The organism is Bacteroides sp. NSJ-48, from assembly GCF_014287405.1.
GTDB lineage: Bacteria > Bacteroidota > Bacteroidia > Bacteroidales > Bacteroidaceae > Bacteroides > Bacteroides stercoris.
This window is the reverse complement of the sequence record NZ_JACOOD010000010.1, coordinates 69434-92965: the sequence shown is the minus strand read 5'-3', so window position 1 is coordinate 92965 and position 23532 is coordinate 69434. Positions and strand designations below refer to the sequence as shown.

At 47.8% G+C, this 23532-nt stretch carries 17 protein-coding genes; 11 read left to right on the top strand and 6 right to left on the bottom strand.

What is annotated here, in order from left to right:
• Positions 1-44: 44 nt before the first annotated feature.
• Positions 45-1397 (bottom strand): dipeptidase, encoded by a 1353-nt coding sequence (locus tag H8S52_RS06855; RefSeq protein WP_016661810.1) that lies wholly within the window; start codon positions 1395-1397, stop codon positions 45-47.
• A gap of 52 nt (positions 1398-1449) precedes the next feature.
• Positions 1450-2526, bottom strand: a complete 1077-nt coding sequence (aroC, locus tag H8S52_RS06850; RefSeq protein ID WP_005657216.1) for a chorismate synthase — start codon at positions 2524-2526, stop codon at positions 1450-1452.
• 369 nt (positions 2527-2895) lie between these two features.
• On the opposite strand from aroC, the gene H8S52_RS06845 reads away from it, so the two are divergent.
• Positions 2896-4416, top strand: coding sequence for a PCMD domain-containing protein (locus H8S52_RS06845; protein WP_117858502.1), 1521 nt, complete (start codon positions 2896-2898; stop codon positions 4414-4416).
• Between the two features lie 608 nt (positions 4417-5024).
• On the opposite strand, the gene H8S52_RS06840 is transcribed toward H8S52_RS06845, so the two are convergent.
• The gene (locus H8S52_RS06840; protein ID WP_117906794.1) at positions 5025-5810 is read right to left on the bottom strand and encodes a porin family protein; all 786 of its coding nucleotides are present in this window, start codon (positions 5808-5810) and stop codon (positions 5025-5027) included.
• A 9-nt stretch (positions 5811-5819) separates the two neighbouring features.
• On the bottom strand, positions 5820-6953 hold the full coding sequence (locus H8S52_RS06835) for a PCMD domain-containing protein (protein WP_117955327.1): 1134 nt from the start codon (positions 6951-6953) through the stop codon (positions 5820-5822).
• Between the two features lie 166 nt (positions 6954-7119).
• Between H8S52_RS06835 and H8S52_RS06830 the strand changes: the two genes are divergently transcribed.
• Positions 7120-8400, top strand: coding sequence for a serine dehydratase subunit alpha family protein (locus H8S52_RS06830; protein ID WP_117984158.1), 1281 nt, complete (start codon positions 7120-7122; stop codon positions 8398-8400).
• 170 nt (positions 8401-8570) lie between these two features.
• Here H8S52_RS06830 and H8S52_RS06825 read toward each other — a convergent pair whose 3' ends face one another.
• A complete protein-coding gene (locus H8S52_RS06825; protein ID WP_005657206.1) occupies positions 8571-9134 on the bottom strand; it encodes a peptidylprolyl isomerase in 564 nt (187 codons plus the stop codon).
• A 496-nt stretch (positions 9135-9630) separates the two neighbouring features.
• On the opposite strand from H8S52_RS06825, the gene ilvD reads away from it, so the two are divergent.
• From ilvD to ilvC, 5 genes are read left to right on the top strand one after another with little or no spacing between them, the layout of a single operon-like run.
• Positions 9631-11433 (top strand): dihydroxy-acid dehydratase, encoded by a 1803-nt coding sequence (gene ilvD / locus H8S52_RS06820; RefSeq protein WP_117955324.1) that lies wholly within the window; start codon positions 9631-9633, stop codon positions 11431-11433.
• Positions 11434-11471: 38 nt separating this feature from the next.
• Positions 11472-13166: a biosynthetic-type acetolactate synthase large subunit gene (gene ilvB, locus H8S52_RS06815; protein WP_186909528.1), complete on the top strand. Its 1695-nt coding sequence runs from the start codon at positions 11472-11474 to the stop codon at positions 13164-13166.
• Between the two features lie 27 nt (positions 13167-13193).
• Positions 13194-13757, top strand: a complete 564-nt coding sequence (ilvN, locus tag H8S52_RS06810) for an acetolactate synthase small subunit (RefSeq protein ID WP_005657201.1) — start codon at positions 13194-13196, stop codon at positions 13755-13757.
• Complete coding sequence (locus tag H8S52_RS06805) at positions 13754-14503, top strand: acyl-[acyl-carrier-protein] thioesterase (RefSeq protein WP_016661807.1); 750 nt, start codon at positions 13754-13756, stop codon at positions 14501-14503. The genes ilvN and H8S52_RS06805 overlap by 4 nt, the downstream gene beginning before the upstream one ends.
• Positions 14504-14555: 52 nt before the next feature.
• The gene (gene ilvC / locus H8S52_RS06800; protein ID WP_186909527.1) at positions 14556-15599 is read left to right on the top strand and encodes a ketol-acid reductoisomerase; all 1044 of its coding nucleotides are present in this window, start codon (positions 14556-14558) and stop codon (positions 15597-15599) included.
• 118 nt (positions 15600-15717) lie between these two features.
• Here ilvC and H8S52_RS06795 read toward each other — a convergent pair whose 3' ends face one another.
• Complete coding sequence (locus tag H8S52_RS06795; RefSeq protein ID WP_186909526.1) at positions 15718-17613, bottom strand: AAA domain-containing protein; 1896 nt, start codon at positions 17611-17613, stop codon at positions 15718-15720.
• 134 nt (positions 17614-17747) lie between these two features.
• Between H8S52_RS06795 and H8S52_RS06790 the strand changes: the two genes are divergently transcribed.
• From H8S52_RS06790 to H8S52_RS06775, 4 genes are all read left to right on the top strand, one after another.
• Positions 17748-19991: an aconitate hydratase gene (locus H8S52_RS06790; RefSeq protein ID WP_186909525.1), complete on the top strand. Its 2244-nt coding sequence runs from the start codon at positions 17748-17750 to the stop codon at positions 19989-19991.
• Positions 19992-19994: 3 nt separating this feature from the next.
• A complete protein-coding gene (gene icd / locus H8S52_RS06785; protein WP_117984161.1) occupies positions 19995-21176 on the top strand; it encodes an NADP-dependent isocitrate dehydrogenase in 1182 nt (393 codons plus the stop codon).
• A gap of 7 nt (positions 21177-21183) precedes the next feature.
• A complete protein-coding gene (locus H8S52_RS06780) occupies positions 21184-22527 on the top strand; it encodes a citrate/2-methylcitrate synthase (protein ID WP_117984162.1) in 1344 nt (447 codons plus the stop codon).
• A 223-nt stretch (positions 22528-22750) separates the two neighbouring features.
• On the top strand, positions 22751-23521 hold the full coding sequence (locus H8S52_RS06775) for a DUF1295 domain-containing protein (RefSeq protein WP_060385428.1): 771 nt from the start codon (positions 22751-22753) through the stop codon (positions 23519-23521).
• The last annotated feature ends 11 nt before the right edge of the window (positions 23522-23532 follow it).

Here is a 23532-nt window from a genome sequence, read left to right as displayed (position 1 = left end):
CCTTTCCGTATTTTCCGGTTGCAGCTCTGAAATCTTTTCAGGTGTCAGTAGTTCAGATGGAATTCAACAACTGCCTCGATTCCTTTGCGCAGTATATCCAACGGAATGTTCTCGTTGGGAGAATGGATGGCGTTGGACTCCAGACCGAATCCCATCAGTATGGTTTTGATGCCCAATACCTGCTCGAATGTGGAGATGATGGGAATACTGCCACCGCGACGTACTGCCAACGGCTTTTTGCCGAAAGCTTTGGCGAAGCCTTTCTCCGCAGCCTGGTATGCCGGGAGCGTGATGGGGCATACGTATCCCTGCCCGCCGTGCATGGGGGTGACTTTTACCTGTACGGTATCGGGAGCGATAGCCATGATGTAATCGGCAAACAGTTGCGAAATCTTGTGATGATCCTGATGCGGAACCAGTCGGCAGGATACTTTGGCGTATGCCTTGGAGGGCAGTACGGTTTTGGAACCTTCGCCCGTATAGCCGCCCCAGATGCCGCATACATCGAAAGACGGACGGCAACTGTTGCGCTCCAGCGTGCTGTATCCTTTTTCGCCGAAAAGGGCGTTTACGCCGATAGCCTTTTTGTATTTCTCCTCGTCGAACGGGATGTGCGCTATCATTTCACGTTCCGCCTGCGGCACTTCTTCCACATCGTTGTAGAAGCCGGGAACGGTGATGCGTCCGTCGGCATCCGTCACCTTGCTTATCATTCCGCAAAGCACATTGATGGGGTTGGCCACCGCACCGCCGAAATGTCCGGAGTGCAGGTCGCGGTTCGGACCGGTCACCTCTATCTCCCAGTAGGCAAGTCCGCGCAGGCCGGTAGTCAGCGAGGGAAGGTCTGCACCCAGCATGCTGGTGTCGGACACGAGGATTACGTCGGCTTTCAGCAGTTCTTTGTGTTCCCGGCAGAAGCCTTCGAGGCTGGGCGAGCCAATCTCTTCCTCTCCTTCGAAGATGAACTTGACGTTATGAGTCAGCAGGTTATTCTTTACCAGATATTCAAAAGCCTTTACCTGGATGAAGGACTGTCCTTTGTCATCGTCCGCACCGCGCGCCCAGATGTGGCCGTCGCGTACTTCGGGCTCGAAGGGATTGCTTTTCCAGAGTTCCAGCGGTTCGGCGGGCATTACGTCGTAGTGTGCGTATATCAATACGGTTTTGGCTTTCGGGTCTACAATCTTCTGTCCGAATACGATGGGATTGCCAGCCGAAGGCATTACCAGTGCTTCGTCTGCACCGGCGGCGAGCAGCAGTTGCGCCCAGCGTTCGGCACACGCCAGCATGTCGTCGTGGTGTTCGGGTTTGGCACTGATGCTGGGGATACGGATAAGACTGAACAGTTCTTCCAGCATTCCGGATTCGTTCTCTGCGATATATTTCTTTATTTCCATAATAATAATGTGAAATGATGAGGTGATATCCTATTACTTTATCACCCGTTTGTTATAATTGTGTAGTACGGTCAATCAAGTAGAAATCGAGCAGGGTCATGGCTGCCATGGCTTCCACGATGGGCACGGCTCGGGGCAGTACGCAGGGGTCGTGACGTCCGCGGGCTTTGAGGGTGGTGTCCACGCCGTCCATGTTTACGGTGTGCTGCTCCATGAGTACGGTTGCCACGGGCTTGAAGGCTACGCGGAAGTAGATGTCTTGTCCGTTGCTGATGCCGCCCTGAATGCCGCCGGAGTGGTTGGTATGCGTTTCGATGCGTCCGTTGTTGTTATAGAACACGTCGTTCTGTTCGGAGCCTTTCATCTTCAGTCCTTTGAAGCCTTCGCCGTATTCAAACGCTTTTGCGGCGTTGATACTGAGCATGCCGGCGGCAAGGGCGGATTGGAGTTTGCCGTAAACGGGTTGTCCCAGTCCGATGGGGCATCCTTTGATGACGCAGGTCACCACGCCGCCGATGGTATCGCCTTCGCCCTTTATCTTGAAGATAAGCTCTTCCATTTCTTTGGCTTTCTCCGGGTCGGGGCAACGCACCGGGTTGGTATCAATCAGGTCGAGGTCGTAGGCGGTATAGTTTTCTTCCAGTTTGATGGGGCCTACCTGCGAGGTGTATGCGGTGATGCGGATGCCAAGCTGTTTCAAGGCGAGTTTTGCCAATGCGCCTGCCACTACGCGCGAAATGGTTTCGCGTGCCGATGAGCGTCCGCCGCCACGGTGGTCGCGTATTCCGTATTTTACATTATATGTATAGTCGGCGTGCGAGGGGCGGTACACTTCTTTCAGGTTGTTGTAGTCGTTGGAGTGCTGGTTCTCGTTCCACACGATGAATCCGATGGGGCATCCGGTGGACTTGCCCTCGAAGATACCGGAAAGGAATTCCACCTTGTCGGATTCTTTGCGTGAGGTAGTGATGCGTGATTGCCCCGGTCGCCGGCGGTCGAGCTCCGATTGTACGAAGTCCATATCGATGGTGATTCCTGCGGGGAATCCGTCTATTACGCCGCCTATGCCTTTACCGTGTGATTCTCCGAAACTGGTAAGGCGGAGAATATTGCCGAATGAGTTGAACATATCAATTGCTTTAAGGGTTTATAATGAGGTTAATGTGCCAGTTTGCCTTGTTATAAAAGGCTTTGACTTTATAAAGGTAACAATTTTTTTTGTAAAACGTTTCAAAAATGACAATAAATCTTTTATTTCCCGACTTTTAGAGAATAAAAATACTGTTTGAAACCGTATCTTTTTGCGGGAACATGTAAGAGTATTTAATAATGTAAAGAATGCTTATAATTCTTCCTATATGAAAAAAAGGACATCTATTTTTTATTAAAGACCTTGTTTAAAGGCTTTAAAAACTGTTATTTTGCACCCTCGATATAAAAGAGAATATTAACTAACCCTTAACTATGTAGGGATTTTATTAACTAAACAAGTATTTGTATGAAGAAAAATTTGTTTTATTTATTCGCATTGATTTGTTCAATGAGTTTATTTACCGCTTGTAGCGATGACGATGAGGCGCCGGATTATTCTAAGGTCATTGAAAGTGAGATGGCCGGTAACTATAAAGGTACATTGACTGTAACAGTAGAGGGGACTACAATGCCTTCAGAACCTCAAAAAATAAAGATTGAAAAGGCCGGTCCTTCTGCTATAAATCTCTCTTTGGCCAATTTTAGCTTTATGGGAATTACTATCGGTGATGTAGAGTTAAAGAATTGTGTATTATCTCAAAATGGTAATGTATATACATTTACCGGTACTCAAGATTTAAAGGTTGATGCCTTGTCTTGTACAATCAATGCCAAAGGTACTATTGCAAATAGTGCTGTAAAGGTAGATATGGATATTGATGCTACTGTAGGCGGCTTGAAGCAGAGTGTAAAAGTTGTATACGAGGGTACTCGTCTGACAGGTTCTGAAAGTAGCGAGGCAAAGATTACAGCTTTTTCTTTCGATATGTCCAATGAGGCGAATGCGATTGTAATTGAACAACCGGTTATTAATGAGGATAATACGATTACATTCAGAGTAGATGAAGCAAAAGTTGAAGAGAATCCGGATGCTTTGAAAAACTTGGTTCCTACCTTCACTATTTCTGATAAGGCTACTTCTTCTGTAGAAAGTGGTAAGGCTATGAATCTTTCATCAGATGTGACTATTGCTGTGACAGCGGAAGATGGTACAATAGTGGAGTATGTAGTGAAATCTCCGACTAAAAATACAGTGATGAAGTTTAATTTTGACGAATGGGAGCATCCGGAATATGGTTTAGGAAAAAATAATGCTCTTTTACCTAATGATATATGGGCATCTGGTGCTTCGGCTGCGGGATTTTTAGGCGGTGTATTATTGGAAAATGAGCCTATAGGTGAAAATACTTATGCTGCTAAAATGACAACTTTTGAGTATCCCAATGCTGCAAATTTTTTAATCCCCAAAATAACATCAGGATCTTTATATACAGGTTCATTTGATATGACACCTGCATTGCCGCCAACAAACGATAGATTAAAATGTACATCTTTCGGTGTGGAAGCATCACGCTTGATTTCAGGAAAGCCTTTGTTTTTCAGAGGGGTATATAAATATAAATCTGGAGATAAATATTTAGATGCTTCAGAAAATATACAAGGAGATGTCATTGAAGGCAAGAAAGACGAATGTGCTATTCAGGCTGTATTGTATGAAGCTAAGGATGCTGATGGAAAAGAAGTTGTCTTGAATGGACATGATATAAATGATTCTGATTACATTGTTGCGTCAGCTGTACTTGCTGATGGTACTGAAAAAGAAGAATTTACTTCATTTAATATAGAGTTTACTTATAGAAAAGAATATAAAGTAGGAAATGAATATAAATTTGCTATTGTGTGTTCTTCAAGTAAGGATGGGGATAGATTCAAAGGAGCAGGAGGTAGTACTTTGACTGTAGATAACTTTGAAGTTATTTGTGAATAAGTAGTTTATAATATATTGATTCTTTAAAGAGTATATCAGAATAGAAGTTTGAAAATTTCTATTCTGATATACTCTTTTTTTATAATTATTCTTCTTCTTGCTCGTCACTTTTATGTATAAAATGTTGAAAAATAATATAGTTATTAAGAATGATAAGTTTTGTAAAAAGTGACGCTCCCAATTAATCATCACTACTTATTCGGGCATCATAAAGGTCTACTTTAGCGGCTGCGAAATACTATGAAATATAGGAAAAGAATATCTTTATGACAGCTTTAAAAAGAGTGTTATCAATATAATATAAGTACCGCTTTTCGATACATTAAGCACCAAGTGTTGATGTTAAGTGGAACAATTTGTACGAAATGTAGGATATTAGGGAGAAAACGAAGATTTTCACATTTTTTATACGAGAAGAATAATCTCTTCATTTTATGCTGAATAACAGAATGATAGCTCTGTTTGATTTAAGATGCTATAGAAAAAACGGTGACGACCAATATTGGTCATCACCGTTGATATAACTTATCGTTACCCGTTAATACTCTTGTTCTTAATGCATTAAGACGAAAAGTGACGAGTGACGACAAAAAACGAAAAAATCTTGTTTAGAAAGCATATCCAAATCCTAAGTTCAGATAGATAGGATACATATTAAACGTTATCGTATCGAAGTCTTTCTGGAAGATATTGTTTAATCCCCACGTTACATCGGCATGCACGGTGAGATGCTTGAACGCTTTCCATTCGCCCCCGAATTGGATACCCCACTGGAACTTGCGCAGCTCGTTGGAGAAATCGTAAGTTGCGATGCTTTCACCGGTAAACTCTACTTTGGAACCGGTCTGGTCGGGTGTGCGCAAGTGACCCTCGTACACGTGTCCGGAGAAGTTGCCTTCCAGCAGATAGGAGAAGTACGGACCTGCCGATACTATCCAGCGCTTGCTGATACGGTAGTCGGCAAGGATGGGAATGGTGAGGTAGGAGTTCTTCACTTTGGTTTTGACTCCACCCGTCCAAAGACCTGCCAGCTCTCCGCCGTTGGTATTGATGATTTTCATACCGTAGTTCTTTACGGTGGCTTCGGTAGTCATGTTCTTGTTCTCCAACCGCACTCCCAGGGTAAGTCCCCACTTTTTCTTTTCGTCGAACCACTTGGTGGCATTACCTTCGATGGCAATGGCGATGCCCGGTGCGTAGCTGTCTATCTTGCGTATCTCCTTGGGCAGGGGAATGGGAGATGTACCGCCGATATTGAATCCGGCTTTAATGTTGTATTCCCAACCGTGCAGATAGGAGTTGATAAGACTTTTGTTTCTCTCTTCTTGTGCCTGTACGTTGGCTACCATTGCCAGCAGTACGGCTATCGTGCAAATAAAATGATGCTTTTTCATATTCTATAATCAGATTTCTTCGCTTATAAGTTCTAATTCGTCTACGTATAATGTGCTGCCGACTGCTCCTTTGAAGTACGCGCCCTTTACGCTGGAGGAGAGGACGATGCTTAATTTGTACTTGCCGTCCTGCAGTTTCGACTTGTTTATCTCTTTACCGTTCATAGGTTCGAAAGGTAACTCGAATGCTGTCCATTCATCGGTTTCTACAGCAGCCTCTTCACTGATTTGAGCTTTGGCTACAATGTTTTCGGAAGTCAGGCTGTTGCTGCCGTCCAGCATAAAGGAGTTCTCGTTTGCTTCGTACAGTATGGCGTAAATGTCGAAACGGTCTTTCATGTCTTTCTGTACTTCGCCTTCATCGGTATAAACCTCTCCTGCCTTGAATTTGAAGTAACCCTTCAACGCTATGGGGCGTTTGTAATACTGTATGCCGAACTTGGTGGCACGCAGAGGATCTTTCAGTGCGTTTGCCAGGTCGAAGGAACCGATAAACAGGTTTCCGGCGGCAATATACATTTGCACCATGGCTCCGAAACTTCCGGTGTCGCAAGTGGTCAGTTTCAGTCCGTTGCCGCGGTAGCCGTCAGTAACCTGCTGCGTAGGATAGCCGGTGCGGTTGTCTGTCATGCCGGTAAGTTTGTAGCCGGGGTTGCCGCTGGACCATTGCGCTACGCGCGAAACATTGGTTGAAGTTCCGGGTTCGAATTCGTAGAAAATGTCGTATTCGGTACCGGCAGAGGGAAGCAGGTCTTCGAAGTGGAATGTTTCCGGCATTTCGGCAGGTACTACTTTTACGGTATAGGTAGCGGTCCATTCGCCGTCTTCGGAAGTGACGGTGAAGGTGCGGGAGTGAGACTCGTTGCTGAAATCGTAATTGTTAAGGATGTCATTCGGTGAATGTTCGTCCGCCTTGATGGTAGCACCGTCGGGCAGCGTAAACAGCAGTTGCTGTTTGGCAAGGTTTGCCCCTTTATGTACATATATGTTTATTTCTTTAGAGTCACTGTTGATGTGAGCCAATTGTACATCCGCGCCTGTACAGGCGTCAATGGCTGCTTCGGAGTTGAGCGCTTCGTCTTGTATGCAGGACGAAACGGCTAAGGCAAGCATGAGAGCAGTAGTCCACTTCTTAAAATTCATATCCTTCTTTTTTGAATGTTGATAAATAAATACAGTTTAGCAGTTTGCAAAAATACGCTATTATTTTGTAATAACAGGTACAAGAAGAAAAAAGTGCGGTAAACTCTGGTATTTATTTGTTATTCCGTATATCTTTGTATAAGGATTGAATAAAAATATATATGGTATGACTGAAGCCGAAAGAAAACAAATAATTGCTTTGGTACAGCGCGAAGTAGTTCCTGCCATTGGCTGTACGGAACCCATTGCTGTTGCCTTATGTGTGGCGAAAGCAACCGAAGCCTTGGGTGCAAAGCCGGAGAAAATAGATGTCTTGTTGAGTGCCAATATCCTGAAAAACGCAATGGGAGTGGGCATTCCCGGCACAGGTATGATTGGACTGCCCATAGCTATAGCCTTGGGAGCGCTGATAGGCAAGTCGGAGTATCAGTTGGAAGTGCTGAAAGACAGCAATCCTGCCGCCGTAGAAGAGGGAAAACGCTTTATCGGCGAAAAACGCATCGATATATCGCTGAAGAAGAATATCACGGAAAAGCTTTATATCGAGGTGTGCTGCAAATCCGGCGGGAATAAAGCCACTGCCATTATAGCCGGCGGCCATACCACCTTTATATATATAGCCCGTAACGGTGATGTCCTTTTAAACAAGCAAAGTGCGGGTTGCGGAGAAGAGGAGGCACAAGTCGCAGGCCTGACCTTGCGGAAGGTATATGACTTTGCCATGAATGCCCCGCTGGACGAAATCCGTTTTATCCTTGAAACCGCCCGTTTGAATAAAGCCGCCGCCGAACGTTCTTTCGACGGGAACTACGGTCATGGACTGGGCAGAATGTTACGTGGCAATTATGAACACAAGATTTTGGGCGATAGCGTATTCTCCCATATCCTTTCTTATACGTCCGGTGCATGCGATGCCCGTATGGCAGGCGCTATGATACCGGTCATGAGTAATTCGGGCAGTGGAAACCAGGGTATTTCCGCTACATTGCCCGTGCTGGTCTATGCCGAGGAGAACGGCAAATCGGAAGAAGAGTTGATCCGTGCCCTCATGCTCAGCCATCTGACCGTGATTTATATCAAGCAAAGTCTGGGACGTCTGTCTGCCCTGTGCGGTTGCGTAGTAGCCGCCACCGGCTCCAGTTGCGGCATTACCTGGCTCATGGGCGGTACGTACGAACAAGTGTCCTTTGCCGTCCAAAACATGATTGCCAACCTTACCGGAATGATTTGCGACGGCGCCAAACCCAGTTGCGCCTTGAAAGTAACTACCGGCGTCTCTACCGCCGTCCTCTCCGCCATCATGGCTATGGAAAACCGTTGCGTTACTTCCGTCGAAGGAATTATTGATGAAGATGTAGACCAAAGTATCCGAAACCTCACGAAGATAGGTTCCAAAGGAATGAATGAAACCGACAAAGTAGTCCTGGAAATAATGACAGGTAAGTGATTAGCGGTTAGCGATTAGTGATTAGTGATTAAGGGGGAATGATTAGTGATTAATGGTTAGCGATTAATCGCAGCATTATGAATATGTGCCATTGATAAACCAAATCACCACCTCTTAATCACTAACCACTAATCGCTAACCCTTAATCACTAACCCTTAATCACTAACCGTTAACTACAGCATTCGCTGCTACAGTCTCCGCAGTTGCATCCGCCACCGCATCCGCCGCTGCATCCGCCGCCGCTCATCATGCGTGCCATTTCCGACAGTTCGTCGTTGGTGGCAGGACGGTTTTCGGTGATTTCACCTACGAAGTTCAGGTCGCAGCCTGCCAGGGGGTGATTCATGTCCATTACTACTACATCGTCCTTTACTTCGACTACGCTTCCGTTGATACGTTGGCCTTCCGAGGTCATCAAGGGGATTACGGCGCCTTCTACTACGCGTTCGCTGTCGAACTTGCCTTCTATCTCGAAGATGTTTTTGGGGAGGTCGATGACATGCTCCTCGTCATACTCGCCGTAAGCCTCTTCGGCTTTGATTGTAAAGTCGAATTTATCGCCTTTGTTCAGGTCTTTCACCTGGTTTTCGAAAGATTCCAATGTGAGGCCCAGTCCCGATATGAATTGGAACGGGTGCTCTGCGGGAGCTTCTTCTGTGAACTCTTTTTCTCCGTTTTCGATTGTGTACAACTTATATGCTAAGGTGATGTACTTGTTTTCTACTGTTTCCATTAATTTGTTATTTCTTTATTAGTAAATACTGCATTGTCTGTTTTGACAATGCGCAAAGATACGAATATTTTGCTTCGGGAGAGGAAGCGTCCCGGTAATTTTCAGATTATTAAGTGCTTTGTAAGTGTTTGGCATTACTTCTGCAAAGTATCCGAATCGTTTTATGGATAATCGACAAGTGATAAAATAAGATTTTAAAGCATGGTTTCCTTACGATTATTCATGTTTATATCTTTTTTTTCTTCAATTTGTTTGGAGATTATAAAAAAGCACTTACCTTTGCAGCATAAATAACGGATAAGAGAATAATAAAGATAATTTAGTTATGAACCTGCATACATCCATAAACCTGGCAGTCCTGCATATTATTCGCGTCGTGGTGGTGGCATCAAGAGCGTGAGAAAGGTTGTGTATGTATTTGTACGGTAAAGATATTTATAGTAAGCCTTTCTCATTACGGTGAGAAAGGCTTTTTTCATAAAAGGAGACAGATAAGATGAAACATCAGTTACGCAGTTCGTTCAGCACACAAGGCCGCCGTATGGCAGGTGCCCGCGCGTTGTGGACGGCCAACGGCATGAAGAAAGAACAGATGGGAAAGCCCATAATCGCGATAGTCAACTCTTTTACCCAGTTTGTGCCGGGACATGTGCATCTGCACGAGATAGGTCAGTTTGTAAAGGAAGAGATAGAAAAGCAAGGCTGCTTTGCCGCCGAATTCAATACGATTGCCATTGACGACGGCATTGCGATGGGGCATGACGGTATGCTGTACTCGTTGCCCTCGCGCGACATCATAGCCGACAGCGTGGAGTATATGGTGAATGCGCATAAGGCGGATGCCATGGTGTGCATCAGCAACTGCGACAAGATTACTCCGGGTATGCTTATGGCTGCGATGAGGCTGAACATCCCTACGGTGTTCGTCTCCGGCGGTCCTATGGAAGCCGGGGAGTGGAACGGACAGCATCTCGACTTGATCGATGCGATGATTAAGTCGGCCGACAACAGCGTGAGCGATGCGGAGGTTGCCAAGATTGAACAACATGCCTGTCCCACCTGCGGATGCTGTTCGGGTATGTTTACCGCCAATTCCATGAACTGCCTGAACGAAGCTATCGGTCTGGCTCTTCCGGGTAACGGTACGATTGTGGCTACCCACGCAAACCGCAAGCAACTGTTTAAGGACGCTGCCAGGCTGATTGTTGAAAACGCTTATAAGTATTATGAGGAAGGAGACGAAAGTGTGCTCCCCCGCAGCATTGCCACCCGCGAGGCGTTCCTGAATGCGATGACGCTGGATATTGCAATGGGCGGTTCTACCAATACGGTGCTTCACCTGCTGGCGGTGGCCCATGAAGCCGGAGCGGACTTCACGATGGACGACATAGATATGCTGTCGCGCAAAACGCCCTGCCTGTGTAAAGTTGCTCCCAATACCCAAAAATATCATGTACAGGATGTAAACCGTGCCGGCGGCATCGTTGCCATTATGGACGAACTTGCCAAAGGCGGATTGGTGGACACGGCCGTACGCCGCGTAGACGGAATGACGCTGGCCGAGGAGATAGACAGGTATTGCATCACCGGCCCGAATGTCTGTGAGGAGGCGGTCAGGAAATATTCCAGTGCCGCTGCCGGAAAGTTTAATCTGGCACTCGGTTCGCAGGATACTTATTATAAGGAATTGGACACCGACCGTGCCGAAGGTTGTATCCGCGACCTGCAGCATGCTTACAGCAAGGACGGCGGACTGGCTGTACTGAAAGGAAATATAGCGCAGGACGGCTGCGTGGTAAAAACGGCGGGAGTGGATGAAAGCATCTGGAAGTTTACCGGTCCTGCCAAAGTATTCGACTCGCAGGAAGCTGCGTGCGACGGTATTCTGGGTGGAAAGGTTGTCAGCGGCGATGTCGTTGTCATTACCCACGAGGGGCCGAAAGGCGGCCCGGGCATGCAGGAAATGCTTTATCCCACTTCGTACATCAAATCCCGCCATTTGGGCAAGGAGTGTGCGCTGATTACCGACGGACGCTTCAGTGGCGGCACTTCCGGACTGAGCATCGGACATATCTCTCCCGAAGCTGCTGCCGGAGGCAATATCGGTAAGATTCAGGACGGTGACATCATCGAAATAGATATACCGAACCGCTCCATCAATGTGAAACTGACGGATGAGGAGCTGGCTGCCCGTCCCATGACGCCGGTAACCCGCGACCGCCAGGTGTCGAAAGCATTGAAAGCGTATGCAAGTATGGTAAGCTCGGCTGATAAAGGGGCTGTGAGACTGATAGAATAATTGGGAATTCCGTACCCGAAAAACAATAATAAATAGATATGGAAAACTTAATAACAGGCGCAGAAGCATTGATGCGCTCTCTGGAGCATCAGGGAGTAAAGACCATTTTCGGTTATCCGGGTGGCAGCATCATGCCGGTATTCGATGCCTTGTACGATCACCGGAAGAATTTGAATCATATCCTGGTTCGCCACGAACAGGGGGCTACTCATGCCGCACAAGGCTTTGCACGTGTGTCGGGCGAGGTCGGCGTATGTCTGGTTACCAGCGGTCCGGGCGCTACGAATACCATTACAGGTATTGCAGATGCCATGATAGACAGCACACCGGTTGTTGTCATTGCCGGACAGGTGGCTACGGGATTTCTCGGAACGGATGCCTTTCAGGAAGTGGATTTGGTAGGCATTACGCAGCCTATCACGAAGTGGAGTTACCAGATTCGCCGTGCGGAAGATGTGGCATGGGCGGTGGCACGCGCTTTCTATATCGCACGGAGCGGACGTCCCGGTCCGGTGGTACTGGATTTTGCCAAGAATGCCCAGGTGGATAAGACGGAATACACGCCTGTCGAAGTGGATTATGTACGCAGTTATCTGCCTGTGCCCGAAATGGAACCGGAAGCCATACGACAAGCCGCCGAACTGATAAATGCGGCGGAGCGTCCGTTGGTATTGGTGGGGCAGGGAGTGGAACTCGGCAATGCGCAGAACGAATTGCGTGCTTTCATCGAAAAGGCGGATATGCCTGCGGGATGTACGCTGCTGGGGCTTTCCGCATTGCCCACGGCTCATCCTCTGAACAAAGGCATGCTGGGTATGCACGGCAATCTGGGACCGAATATCAATACCAATAAATGCGATGTGCTGATTGCAGTGGGTATGCGCTTTGACGACCGTGTTACGGGCAAGCTGGCTACGTATGCGTCGCAGGCAAAAATAATCCATTTCGACATCGACCCGGCGGAGATAGACAAGAACGTAAAGACGGATGTAGCCGTATTGGGCAACTGTAAGGAGACTCTTGCCGCAGTAACCGAATTGCTGAAACCTGCCGGACATAAAGAGTGGCTGGACAGCTTCCTGCCCTACGAACAGATGGAAGAGGAGAAGGTTATCCGTCCCGAACTGCATCCGGCAGGAGATAAGTTGAGCATGGGCGAAGTGGTGCGTGCCGTCAGCGAGGCTACGGACAATGAGGCTGTTTTGGTGACGGATGTAGGTCAGAACCAGATGATGTCCGCCCGTTACTTTAAATATAGCAAGGAACGCAGCATCGTCACTTCCGGCGGCTTGGGCACAATGGGCTTCGGTCTTCCTGCCGCTATCGGCGCTACTTTCGGTCGCCCCGACCGCACGGTTTGCGTCTTTATGGGTGACGGCGGTTTGCAGATGAACCTGCAGGAGCTGGGTACGGTAATGGAACAGAAAGCGCCCGTCAAGATGATTTTGCTGAACAATAACTTCCTCGGTAATGTTCGTCAATGGCAGGCCATGTTCTTCAACCGCCGCTATTCGTTCACTCCGATGATGAATCCCGACTATATGAAGATTGCTTCCGCCTACGAAATTCCGGCACGTCGGGTATTTACCCGCGAGGAATTAGCGAAAGCCATCGGTGAGATGATTGCAACAGACGGCCCGTTCCTGCTGGAAGCTTGCGTAGAGGAGGAAGGAAATGTGATGCCGATGACACCGCCGGGCGGTTCGGTGAACCAGATGTTGCTGGAATGTTAGAGAATTATGAATTATAATTAAACCAACGTGGACAAGACATTATATACAATCATCGTTCATTCGGAAAACTTTGCAGGTTTGCTGAATCAGGTAACGGCTGTATTTACCCGCCGGCAAATCAATATCGAGAGTTTGAACGTTTCGGCATCCTCTATCAAGGGGGTACATAAATATACCATTACAGCCTGGACGGATAAGGATACTATCGAGAAGGTGACGAAGCAAATCACCAAAAAGATAGATGTGCTGCAGGCGCACTATTTCACGGACGATGAAATCTACCAGCATGAGATTGCGCTGTATAAGATAACGACCCCCATACTGGAAGAAAAACCGGAAGTTTCCAAAATCATCCGTAAATACAACGCGCGCATCGTGGAGGTGAATTCCGTGTTCTCCATTGTAGAAAAGAACGGCATGAGCGAGGAGATAACCAACCTCTATGAAGAGCTGAGTGCTTTGGAGTGCGTACTCCAATTTGTACGTTCCGGCCGCGTGGCCATCACGACAAGCTGCTTTGAACGCGTAAACGAATATCTGGCGGATCGTGAAGCAAAATACCGCCGGAGTAAAGAACAAGAAGGACTATGAGTGAGAATAACAAGATAGGAACTTATAAGTTTGTAGCCGAACCGTTCCATGTGGACTTTACCGGCCGCCTGACAATGGGTGTGCTTGGCAACCATCTGCTGAACTGTGCAGGGTTTCATGCCACGGAACGCGGTTTCGGTATTGCTACCTTGAATGAGGACAATTATACGTGGGTGCTTTCCCGCCTGGCTGTCGAGTTGGATGAAATGCCGTATCAATACGAGGATTTTTCTATCCGGACGTGGGTGGAAAACGTGTACCGTCTCTTCACCGACCGTAACTTTGCCATTATCGACAAAGACGGAAAGAAGATAGGGTATGCCCGTTCCGTATGGGCGATGATTAGCCTCAAGACCCGTAAACCCGCCGACCTGCTGGCTTTGCATGGCGGCAGTATCGTGGATTATGTGTGCGATGAGCCTTGCCCCATCGAGAAGCCCTCGCGTATAAAAGTGACATCTGCGGAACCGGCTTCTTCCCTGAATGCCAAATATAGCGATATTGATATTAACGGACATGTGAACAGCATTCGCTATATCGAGCATATTCTTGATTTGTTTCCGATAGAGTTGTATAAGGAGAGCCGCATCCGCCGTTTCGAAATGGCATATGTGGCGGAGAGTTATTACGGTGACGAGCTTACCTTTTATAAGGACTATGTAGGAAACGGCACGTATGATATAGAAGTAAGAAAGAATGGCGGCGAAGCGGTTTGCCGTTCTAAAGTGATATTTGTAGAGAAATAATTTATTAATCAATCGGTTGGCATAAGCCACAAATAAAAATTAAAACTAAAAAATGGCACAATTGAATTTTGGCGGTGTTATTGAAAATGTAATGACCCGCGAAGAGTTTCCTTTGGAAAAAGCACGTGAGATTTTAAAGGATGAGACAATCGCAGTTATCGGTTACGGTGTACAGGGTCCCGGCCAGGCTTGCAACCTGCGCGACAATGGCTTCAACGTTATCGTAGGCCAGCGTCAGGGTAAGACTTATGAGAAAGCGGTTGCAGACGGATGGGTTCCGGGCGAGACGTTGTTCAGCATCGAGGATGCTTGCCAGAAAGGTACTATCGTTATGTGTCTGTTGTCGGATGCGGCTGTAATGTCCGTATGGCCTACTATCAGGCCGTTCTTGACTCCCGGAAAGGCTCTTTACTTCTCTCACGGTTTCGCTATTACCTGGAGCGACCGTACGGGTGTGGTTCCTCCCACGGATATTGATGTTATTATGGTTGCCCCCAAAGGTTCGGGTACGTCACTGCGTACAATGTTCCTCGAAGGCCGTGGCTTGAACTCTTCTTACGCTATCTATCAGGATGCTACGGGCAAGGCTTTGGACAGAACGCTTGCATTGGGTATCGGCATCGGTTCCGGTTATCTGTTTGAAACTACTTTCATCCGTGAAGCAACTTCCGACCTGACCGGTGAACGCGGTTCTTTGATGGGTGCTATCCAGGGATTGCTGTTGGCTCAGTACGAGGTGTTGCGTGAAAACGGCCATACTCCGTCGGAAGCGTTCAATGAAACGGTTGAAGAGCTGACCCAGTCATTGATGCCGTTGTTTGCAAAGAACGGTATGGACTGGATGTATGCCAACTGTTCCACTACTGCCCAACGCGGGGCACTTGACTGGATGGGCCCGTTCCACGATGCTATCAAGCCGGTTGTACAGAAACTGTATCAGAGCGTGAAGTCCGGTAATGAAGCCCAGATTTCCATCGACAGCAATTCCAAACCCGACTATCGTGAGAAACTGAACGAAGAGCTGAAAGCATTGCGTGAAAGCGAAATGTGGCAGACAGCCGTAACGGTTCGCAAACTCCGTCCGGAAAACAACTGATTCCCGGTGTAAATCGGAGAATGACAAAAGGGGGTGTGTCAAAATACGCTTGATGATTCCGTATCTGAAAAGAAACAAATGGCAAGCGGATTTTAGTTTTGACATACCCTCTTTTCCATTACTTATCATTAATTGTCCTTACATATTCAAGCAGTTTCTTGTAGAAAGCATGGTGGCTTAGGGTAGCCGCTTCTCCCAGGATAACCAATTTCATGCGTGCCCTGGTTATCGCTACATTCATTCTGCGTAAGTCGTTCAGAAAGCCGATTTGCCCTTCTTCATTGGCACGTACCAGACTGATAAAGATTACATCACGTTCCTGTCCCTGAAATCCGTCGACGGTATTGACTGTTATCAGACTGCGGTAGGGACGTAGCGAAGCGCTGCCTTTTATTTTTCCCCGCAAGTATTGCACTTGTGCCTTGTAAGGTGAGATGAGTCCGAAGTCGATACGTTCTTCGAGAATCCGGTTTCCGCCTATCCGTTGAATGTACGCTTCCAGCTCTTTCAGCAATAAGCCTGCTTCTTCTTTGTTGATACGCCCGAAGGTTTCTCCGACAAACTCTTCCTTGAAATTCATTTCGGATGTGTCGAGCCATGTAACGGGAGTATCCCAATCCAATATTCCCCGGTGACGTATTTCGGGAGCAGCTTCCAGCTCTCCGCCGTAAAACCAATCCGATGAGAAGCGCATGATGTCTTCGTGCATGCGATATTGTACTTTCAATAAAGATACGGCAGACGGCTTGCCGGCTACGACTTTTTCCATTAAAGTCCGTTCCAGCCCGCCACGTGCGGCTTCGTAACATTTGATGGTAGGCGGAAGCTGGCAATGGTCTCCTGCCAATACTACACGGTCTGCTTTACGGATGGCTATCCAGCAGGCGGCTTCCAGGGCTTGGGCGGCTTCGTCGATAAACAGTGTGCCGAAACGGCGTCCGTTTAAAAGGCGGTGATTGCTGCTTACAAGTGTGGAGGCTATGACGTGGGCGCTGTCGAACAACTCACTGTTGATTTGTATTTCCAATGTGGTGGCACGGTCACGCAGACGGCTCATACGGTTGCGTATCCCTTCGCGTTCATCGTAACTGCCGCGGCGGGATTTACCGCCCAGTAGCCTCAGTTCTTTACGGATACTCCATAATTCGGGATAAAGCGGATGATTTTCGAAACGGCGTTCATAAGTGAAAGAGAGCATTTTGTCGTTGACGCGTGTGGGGTTGCCGATTCGTAGCACATTCACGCCTCTGTCCACTAGCTTTTCGGAAATCCAGTCGACAGCCATATTGCTTTGGGCGCATACCAATACTTGGGGTTCGCGGTGCAGGGTTTCGTAGATGGCTTCTACAAGCGTGGTGGTTTTGCCTGTTCCCGGAGGACCGTGTACAATGGCTACATCGCGGGCGCATAGCACTTTATTGACGGCGCTCTCCTGAGTGGAGTTCAACCAGGGGAAGCGTACCGGATAAAGCTCACGGAAACCGGTTTTGACCGTACCCAACAGGATATCCCGCAATTCGGCAAGCCGGTTGCCTTTTGCACGCAGGACATCTTCCAGTGCCTCGAACATCGTGCGGTAAGAAGTTTCGTCGAAATAAAGCTGGACTCCGAGATTATCTGCGGATTGTATATCCATAATAGCCCCGGCACCGGGCATAATCACTACCATGCGTGCTTCGTCAGCATAACTGACGGTGGCTGTAAAATTGAAGTAAGTGATTTTACCGTCGGCAGATTGACGGAAGAAACAGACGGGGCGTCCGAACTCAAAGTTATGTTCTATATCGAGGTTCCCGGTATGTGTAATTTCTATTACTAATTGATTCAACGAGTTATAGTAACTTCGACCCGGTGAGGCAGGATACCAGCAAACTCCCCGCTTGACTTTTCGGGCGACGCCCATGTTCTCTGTTTGTCGCTTGAATTCTTCTTTTTCGTATTCGTATTCCATACGCAACAGAAGCTGTTGCCGCTGGAGATGTATAATAGGACTGTTTGTATCTTGTTCTTTCATACCTGCAAAGGTAATAAATCTCAGCCTTTAGGGGAAGAAATGCTTTATTTTGTTAAACTTTTCCTTATTATGATTTGTTTATTGTATTAATTTGTAATATTTACAATATTGAATTTCTTAAAAAAAGAGTGGTTATGGTATATGATTTAGCAATGCTTAAAGCGTTTTATACACTTTATGAGGGGAAAATAGAACGCATTCGGACGATATTGCAACGTCCGTTGACTTTAGCGGAAAAAATCTTGTATGCTCATTTGTACGATGAGAAGAATGTGAAAGACTATAAACGCGGCGAAGACTATGTGAACTTTCGGCCCGACCGTGTGGCTATGCAGGATGCAACAGCACAGATGGCATTATTACAGTTTATGAATGCAGGACGTGATGAGGTGGCTGTTCCTTCGACCGTACATTGCGACCATCTGATTCAGGCTTATAAAGGAGCGAAAGAAGATATTGCCACTGCAACCAAAACGAATGAGGAGGTGTATAATTTTCTTCGGGATGTTTCTTCCCGTTACGGTATCGGTTTCTGGCAACCCGGGGCAGGTATCATCCATCAGGTGGTGTTGGAAAACTATGCTTTTCCCGGCGGCATGATGGTAGGTACCGATTCTCATACCCCGAATGCCGGCGGTTTGGGAATGGTGGCTATCGGTGTCGGCGGTGCTGATGCGGTGGATGTGATGACAGGTATGGAATGGGAGTTGAAGATGCCCCGCTTGATTGGCGTGCGCCTCACTGGAAAATTAAACGGATGGGCTGCTCCTAAAGACGTTATCTTGAAACTGGCAGGAATTTTGACTGTAAAAGGCGGAACAAATGCCATTATCGAATATTTCGGTTCGGGTACTGCTTCACTTTCAGCTACCGGAAAGGCTACGATTTGCAACATGGGTGCGGAAGTGGGAGCTACGACTTCTCTTTTCCCTTATGATGAGCGTATGGCTGCCTATCTGAAAGCTACCGGACGTGCGGAAGTGGCAGATATGGCTACTGCCGTTGCCGAAGGACTTCGTGCCGATGATGAAGTAGTTGCCAATCCGGAGAAATACTATGACCGTATTATCGACATAGACCTTTCCACATTGGAGCCTTATATCAACGGACCGTTTACTCCGGATGCCGCCACGCCTGTTTCGGAGTTTGCCGAGAAGGTTTTGAAGAACGGCTATCCCCGTAAGATGGAGGTAGGGCTTATCGGTTCCTGTACCAATTCATCCTACCAGGATTTGAGCCGTGCGGTGTCTTTGGCGCATCAGGTAACAGAGAAGCGGTTGCGTGCGGCTGCTCCGCTGATTGTCAATCCGGGTTCGGAACGCATACGTGCAACCGCAGAGCGTGACGGTATGATTGACGCTTTTGAAAAAATAGGCGCTACAATTATGGCAAATGCCTGCGGCCCTTGTATCGGACAATGGAAGCGTGTGACCGATGATCCTACTCGTAAGAATTCTATTGTAACTTCTTTCAACCGGAACTTTGCCAAGCGTGCGGATGGAAATCCGAATACGTATGCCTTTGTAGCCTCTCCCGAACTGACAATGGCATTGACCATTGCCGGAGATTTGTGTTTCAATCCGCTGAAAGATACATTGCTCAATGCCGATGGCGAACAGGTTAAACTCTCCGAACCGATAGGCGAAGAGCTGCCGCCGGAAGGATTTACGGCAGGGAGCGAGGGATATATCGCGCCTTCCCATGCAAAGACGGATATTGCGGTGGCTCCCCAGTCGCAACGCCTGCAACTGCTTGCTCCTTTCCCGGCTTGGGACGGAGAGGATTTGCTGAATATGCCTTTGCTGATTAAAACGCAGGGTAAGTGTACCACCGATCATATCTCGATGGCAGGTCCGTGGCTTCGTTTCCGCGGGCATTTGGAGAATATTTCGGACAATATGCTGATGGGGGCTGTCAATGCCTTTAACGGAGAAACGAATAAAGTGTGGAACCGTTCTACAAATACGTACGGAACGGTGTCCGGTACAGCCAAACTGTATAAGTCCGAAGGGATTCCTTCCATTGTCGTTGCCGAAGAAAACTATGGCGAGGGTTCCAGCCGTGAACATGCCGCTATGGAACCGCGTTTCCTGAATGTACGTGTCATACTGGCAAAGAGCTTTGCACGTATCCACGAGACGAATTTGAAGAAACAGGGCATGCTGGCGCTGACCTTCACCGATAAGGCGGATTATGATAAAATTCGGGAGCACGACTTGCTTTCCGTTGTCGGCTTGAAAGGCTTTGCTCCGGGACGTAACCTGAAAGTGGTGCTTCATCACGAGGACGGCAGCAAGGAGAGCATCGAAGTACAACATACGTATAATGAACAGCAGATAGGCTGGTTCCGTGCCGGCTCTGCATTAAATGCACGATAGAATATGGAAAAGATTACTGTACCTTTTATTACAGGTGACGGAGTAGGGGCAGAGGTCACTCCGTCTATGCAGGCTGTGGTGGATGCAGCCTTGAAGAAAGCCTATGGAGACAGCCGGAGTATCGGATGGAAAGAAGTGCTGGCCGGTGAGCGGGCATTTAATGAAACGGGTTCCTGGTTGCCGGAAGAAACGATGGAAGCATTCCGCACTTATAAGGTAGGTATTAAGGGGCCGTTGACTACACCGGTCGGTGGCGGTATCCGTTCGCTGAACGTGGCGTTGCGCCAGACACTCGATTTGTATGTGTGCCTGCGTCCCGTGCGTTGGTATAAAGGCGTAGTTTCGCCGGTGAAAGAACCGCAGAAGGTAAACATGTGCGTATTCCGTGAGAATACGGAAGATATCTACGCCGGCATCGAATGGGAAGCCGGAACACCGGAAGCCGAAAAGTTCTATCGCTTCCTGCATGATGAGATGGGCGTGACCAAGGTGCGTTTTCCCGAAACTTCATCTTTTGGCGTGAAACCTGTGTCTAAAGAGGGAACGGAGCGGCTGGTGCGTGCGGCTTGCCGTTATGCGCTCGAAAACGGTCTGCCCTCTGTAACGCTGGTACACAAAGGCAATATCATGAAGTTTACCGAAGGCGGCTTCAAGAAATGGGGCTATGAGCTGGCGGAGCGTGAGTTTGGAAAAGATATAGCGGAGGGACGTCTTGTTGTCAAGGATTGCATTGCCGATGCCTTTTTGCAGAATACCTTGCTTGTTCCCGAAGAATACTCGGTCATTGCCACTCTGAACTTGAACGGTGATTATATTTCCGACCAGTTGGCTGCTATGGTGGGCGGCATCGGTATCGCTCCGGGAGCCAACATCAATTACAGGACGGGACATGCCATTTTTGAGGCCACTCATGGCACGGCTCCCAATATTGCCGGAAAAGACATTGTGAATCCGTGTTCCATGATTCTTTCGGCGGTGATGATGCTCGAACACCTGGGTTGGAAAGAGGCTGCCTTGCTGATAGAGGAAGCACTGGAGAAGAGTTTCACAGAAGGTCGTGCTACAGTCGATTTGGCCCGCTTCATGCAGGGTGGTGTCCCATTGTCTACATCGGCTTTTACACGGGAAATCGTGAACAGGATAGAAACTTCCGTAAATAATTCCCCCATAAACCAGAAAAAATAAAAATATTATGAAGAAAGAATATTTGATTTACAAACTTTCCGAAGACCTGAAAGAAGCGACCCGGATTGAGAACGAACTGTTCAAGAAGTTTGATGTGAAGCGCGGATTGCGTAATGAAGACGGTACAGGTGTGCTGGTTGGGCTCACCAAGATTGGCAACGTAGTGGGGTACGAGCGCATTCCGGGCGGAGGTCTGAAGCCTATTCCGGGCAAATTGTTCTACCGTGGCTACGATCTTGAGGATTTGGCACATGCCATTCTCAAGGAGAAACGTTTCGGCTTTGAAGAAGTGGCGTATCTGCTGCTTTCAGGCCGTTTGCCCGATAGGGAGGAACTGGCTTCTTTCCGTGAGCTGATTAACGATAATATGCCGTTGGAGCAGAAAACGAAGATGAACATCATCGAGCTTGAAGGGAATAATATAATGAATATCCTGGCGCGAAGCGTGCTCGAGATGTACCGCTTTGACCCGAAGGCCGATGATACGTCGCGCGATAATCTGATGCGCCAGAGCATAGACCTTATTTCGAAGTTCCCCACCATCATAGCCTATGCTTTCAATATGCTTCGCCATGCCACTCACGGCCGTTCGTTGCATATCCGGCATCCGCAGGAGAATCTTTCTCTCGCGGAGAATTTCCTGTATATGCTGAAAAAGGATTATACGGAACTGGATGCCCGTACCCTTGACCTGTTGCTGGTGTTGCAGGCGGAGCACGGCGGCGGTAACAACTCTACGTTCACCGTACGCGTAACGTCCTCTACCGGAACTGATACCTATTCTGCCATCGCTGCGGGCATCGGTTCCCTGAAAGGCCCGCTTCACGGTGGCGCCAATATCCAGGTTACCGACATGTTCCACCATTTGCAGGAGAATATCCGGGATTGGACGAATGTAGACGAGATTGACACTTATTTCACCCGTATGCTGAACAAGGAGGTATATAACAAGACGGGATTGATATACGGTATCGGACATGCCGTCTATACCATTTCAGACCCTCGTGCCATACTTTTAAAGGAACTTGCCCGCGACCTTGCCTGCGAGAAAGGGAAAGAGCGTGAGTTTGCTTTCCTTGAATTGCTGGAAGAACGAGCCATCGAAGTTTTCGGCCGTGTGAAGAACAACGGTAAGACGGTTTCGAGCAATGTGGATTTTTACTCCGGTTTCGTATATGAAATGATCGGGTTGCCGCAGGAAATATTTACTCCGCTGTTTGCCATGGCGCGTATCGTGGGCTGGTGTGCACATCGTAATGAAGAGTTGAACTTCGAAGGTAAGCGCATTATTCGTCCGGCATATAAGAATGTATTGGAAGAAGTAGCATACATTCCTATTAAGAAGCGGTAGATCCGTTTCAAAGCACAGACCTCGGATTGCCGGGTCGTATAAGGTATCGTTGTTGCGGTTGGAAAGCCGGACAGCGATACCTTATTCATTTTCCCGTGGCGGAACGGATAAACATCCACGCTCTTTGCGTTATCCGTTTCTGTATGTTTTTGATAATTGCTGCGGGAAAACGATTTGATTGTTACAGGTTTTCCCTATATTTGTCACACTTAAACAAAAGAACATGAGCGAAGAAGGGTTTCATCTGTTTTTGGGAGTGATGTGCGTCATTGCGCTTTTTGTATTCATCGCTCTTTATTTCGTCAAAGCCGGATATGGGATGTTCCGTACTGCATCGTGGGGATATTCCATTAGTAACAAGGCGGCGTGGGTATTGATGGAAGCGCCGGTCTTTATCGTTATGTTTTGGTTGTGGGGCAGGAGCGGGGCAGGCTTTGCCGTGCCGGTATATCTTTTCTTCCTGCTGTTCCAGCTACACTATTTCCAAAGGTCGTTTATTTTTCCTTTTCTGCTGAAAGGAAAAAGCCGGATGCCGGTAACTATTATGATGATGGGCATTGTATTTAATGTACTGAACGGAATGATGCAGGCTGGCGGTCTGTTTTACTTTGCTTCCGAAGGGATGTATTCCGGTGGTTGGGCTTATTTGCTGAAGACCCATGCGTGGTCGGGGCTTCTGTTGTTTTTTGCCGGTATGCTTATCAATCTTCATTCCGACCATGTGATTCGCCATTTGCGTAAGCCGGGCGACACGAATCATTACCTTCCTGAGAAAGGTCTTTATCGCTATGTCACTTCTGCCAACTATTTCGGTGAATTGGTAGAATGGACCGGTTTTGCCATACTTACTGCTTCGCCTGCCGCATGGGTGTTTGTGTGGTGGACTTTTGCCAATCTCGTTCCCCGTGCCAATGCCATTTACGGCCGTTACCGGAAAGAATTCGGTGATGAGGCGGTAGGAAAACGCAAGCGTATCATACCTTATATCTATTGAAAGGACAAACC

Coding starts and splice junctions, on each gene's coding strand:
- ilvD (WP_117955324.1), top strand. CDS start 9,631: ATGAAACATCAGTTACGCAGTTCGTTCAGCACACAAGGCCGCCGTATG.
- H8S52_RS06835 (WP_117955327.1), bottom strand. CDS start 6,953: ATGAATTTTAAGAAGTGGACTACTGCTCTCATGCTTGCCTTAGCCGTT.
- H8S52_RS06805 (WP_016661807.1), top strand. CDS start 13,754: ATGAGTGAGAATAACAAGATAGGAACTTATAAGTTTGTAGCCGAACCG.
- H8S52_RS06790 (WP_186909525.1), top strand. CDS start 17,748: ATGGTATATGATTTAGCAATGCTTAAAGCGTTTTATACACTTTATGAG.
- H8S52_RS06795 (WP_186909526.1), bottom strand. CDS start 17,613: ATGAAAGAACAAGATACAAACAGTCCTATTATACATCTCCAGCGGCAA.
- aroC (WP_005657216.1), bottom strand. CDS start 2,526: ATGTTCAACTCATTCGGCAATATTCTCCGCCTTACCAGTTTCGGAGAA.
- H8S52_RS06855 (WP_016661810.1), bottom strand. CDS start 1,397: ATGGAAATAAAGAAATATATCGCAGAGAACGAATCCGGAATGCTGGAA.
- H8S52_RS06845 (WP_117858502.1), top strand. CDS start 2,896: ATGAAGAAAAATTTGTTTTATTTATTCGCATTGATTTGTTCAATGAGT.
- H8S52_RS06780 (WP_117984162.1), top strand. CDS start 21,184: ATGAAGAAAGAATATTTGATTTACAAACTTTCCGAAGACCTGAAAGAA.
- icd (WP_117984161.1), top strand. CDS start 19,995: ATGGAAAAGATTACTGTACCTTTTATTACAGGTGACGGAGTAGGGGCA.
- ilvB (WP_186909528.1), top strand. CDS start 11,472: ATGGAAAACTTAATAACAGGCGCAGAAGCATTGATGCGCTCTCTGGAG.
- ilvC (WP_186909527.1), top strand. CDS start 14,556: ATGGCACAATTGAATTTTGGCGGTGTTATTGAAAATGTAATGACCCGC.
- H8S52_RS06830 (WP_117984158.1), top strand. CDS start 7,120: ATGACTGAAGCCGAAAGAAAACAAATAATTGCTTTGGTACAGCGCGAA.
- H8S52_RS06840 (WP_117906794.1), bottom strand. CDS start 5,810: ATGAAAAAGCATCATTTTATTTGCACGATAGCCGTACTGCTGGCAATG.
- H8S52_RS06775 (WP_060385428.1), top strand. CDS start 22,751: ATGAGCGAAGAAGGGTTTCATCTGTTTTTGGGAGTGATGTGCGTCATT.
- H8S52_RS06825 (WP_005657206.1), bottom strand. CDS start 9,134: ATGGAAACAGTAGAAAACAAGTACATCACCTTAGCATATAAGTTGTAC.